This is a genomic window from Leisingera sp. F5 (genome assembly GCF_001593695.1).
In genome coordinates this window covers 1-1,654 of the sequence record NZ_LUKH01000805.1, presented here as the reverse complement: position 1 = coordinate 1,654, position 1,654 = coordinate 1, and the positions used below count along the sequence as shown (strand labels likewise).

General features: G+C 60.2%; 3 protein-coding genes. 2 read left to right on the top strand and 1 reads right to left on the bottom strand.

Annotated features, from left to right (window positions below; all coding sequences use genetic code 11):
• The coding region (locus A2I95_RS36195) for a CBS domain-containing protein (protein ID WP_291737340.1) at nt 1–430 on the top strand (430 nt) is incomplete at its 5' end.
• A gap of 19 nt (nt 431–449) precedes the next feature.
• Here A2I95_RS36195 and A2I95_RS36190 read toward each other — a convergent pair.
• The gene (locus A2I95_RS36190; protein ID WP_035919756.1) at nt 450–893 is read right to left on the bottom strand and encodes a MarR family winged helix-turn-helix transcriptional regulator; all 444 of its coding nucleotides are present in this window, start codon (nt 891–893) and stop codon (nt 450–452) included.
• Between the two features lie 156 nt (nt 894–1,049).
• On the opposite strand from A2I95_RS36190, the gene A2I95_RS36185 reads away from it, so the two are divergent.
• Nucleotides 1,050–1,628, top strand: coding sequence for a YceI family protein (locus tag A2I95_RS36185; RefSeq protein ID WP_027256221.1), 579 nt, complete (start codon nt 1,050–1,052; stop codon nt 1,626–1,628).
• Nucleotides 1,629–1,654: the final 26 nt, after the last annotated feature.

Sequence of the window (1,654 nt, the reverse complement as noted above, 5' to 3'; positions counted from 1 at the left end):
GACAACAGTGGCCAAGCTGCTGGAGGGCAAGGGCGATGCCATCTTTGCGGTGCGCCCCAATGACACCATCGGCCATGTGGTTGATGTGCTGAAGGAAAAACATATCGGCGCGCTGGTGGTGACCGACCAGAACGGCGACCTGCAGGGCATCCTGTCGGAACGCGACATCGTGCGGCGGATGGCCGAGACCCCCGGCCACACCCTGCCGCAGGAGGTGTCGGCGCTGATGACCACAGCCGTGAAGTCCTGCACACCGGATGACTATCTGCATGACGTGCTGAAAACCATGAGCGAAGGCCGCTTCCGCCACATGCCGGTGCTGAAAGACGGCAAGCTGACCGGCATGATCACTGTCGGCGACGTGGTGAATTTCCGCCTGCAAGAGCTGGAGTATGAAACCCTGCGCATGAAGCAGATGATCGTCGGCTAAGGTTTTTACCGGCGGCGCGTCACGGAAATGGCCCGCCGCCGGCTTTCTGCAGCGTATCCAGAAACACCTGCAGGTCCTCCGCATCGGCCAGCGCCTCTGTATGGCGCTTGATCGCGGGGCCGTATATCTTCCACATCTGCCGCCGCAGTGCCGCACCCTCGCTGGTCAGAAACAGCACCTTGCCACGCCGGTCGTGTTCATAGACTGTTTCGCGCACCAGCCCCTGCTTTGCCATCTGCGCCAGAATGCGCGACAGGTTGGACTGCTCGAACAACAGGTTTCTGGTCAGTTCAAAGGCGCGCACCCCGCCCGTCCCGGCCATCTCTATGCCCCACAGCACATCATACCACCGCAGGCCAGGCAGCCCGGCAGCGCGCAGCTCCGCCTCTATCTCCCGGTGCGCCTGCCGGTAGGCCCGGTTCAGCAGGATCCAGATTGCGGTTTCCCGTTTACTTGGCGTCATGTGAAATCACGAGTTGGTGAACGAAGAAGGCAGCAGGATTTTTCACATGCGGATGCAGTAAAATAGATGCCATAACATCTATAGGGGGTTCAGCGCGAACAATGAACCCCGGAATCCAATACCGCCCCAAGGACAAATCCAAACAGGGATACCGTCATGTTGATCAAAATTGCACCGCTTGCCGCCGCCGCACTGCTGGCCGCACCCGCCGCCTTTGCAGCGACCTACAAGACCGACCAGGGCCACACCGAGGTCTTCTTCAGCTGGAGTCACGTCGGGGTTTCGGTGCAAAGCGGGGAATTCACTTCGGTTGACGGAACCCTGGAACTGGACCCGGAAAACCCCGAAGCGGCCGCCCTCAATGTCACCATCAGGACCGACAGCCTTTCCACCGGTTTCGGGCCGCTCGACGACGATCTGTCCAGCGCAAACTTTCTGGAAGTTGAAACCTATCCGGAAATCACCTTTGTCAGCACCGGCGTCGAGCGCACCGGCGAAAACACCGCCAATGTCAGCGGCGACCTGACCATTCACGGCGTCACACAGCCGGTCGTGCTGGAAACGACCTTGACCCATCTGGGCGCGCATCCTGCGGGCAGCGTTTTCGAATACTTCCAGGGTGACTGGGCCGCCTTCGAAGCCACCACCACGCTCGACCACCTGTCATTCGGCGTGGGCGGTTTTTCCGTGGGACCGATCAATGTCCGTATCGTGACGGAATTGAAGGCACAGTAACTGAAACCTGACTGGCGCACCGGAGG

Bases quoted from the DNA above. Each gene is read 5' to 3' on its own strand.
- A2I95_RS36190 (WP_035919756.1), bottom strand. From the start codon at position 893: ATGACGCCAAGTAAACGGGAAACCGCAATCTGGATCCTGCTGAACCGG.
- A2I95_RS36185 (WP_027256221.1), top strand. From the start codon at position 1,050: ATGTTGATCAAAATTGCACCGCTTGCCGCCGCCGCACTGCTGGCCGCA.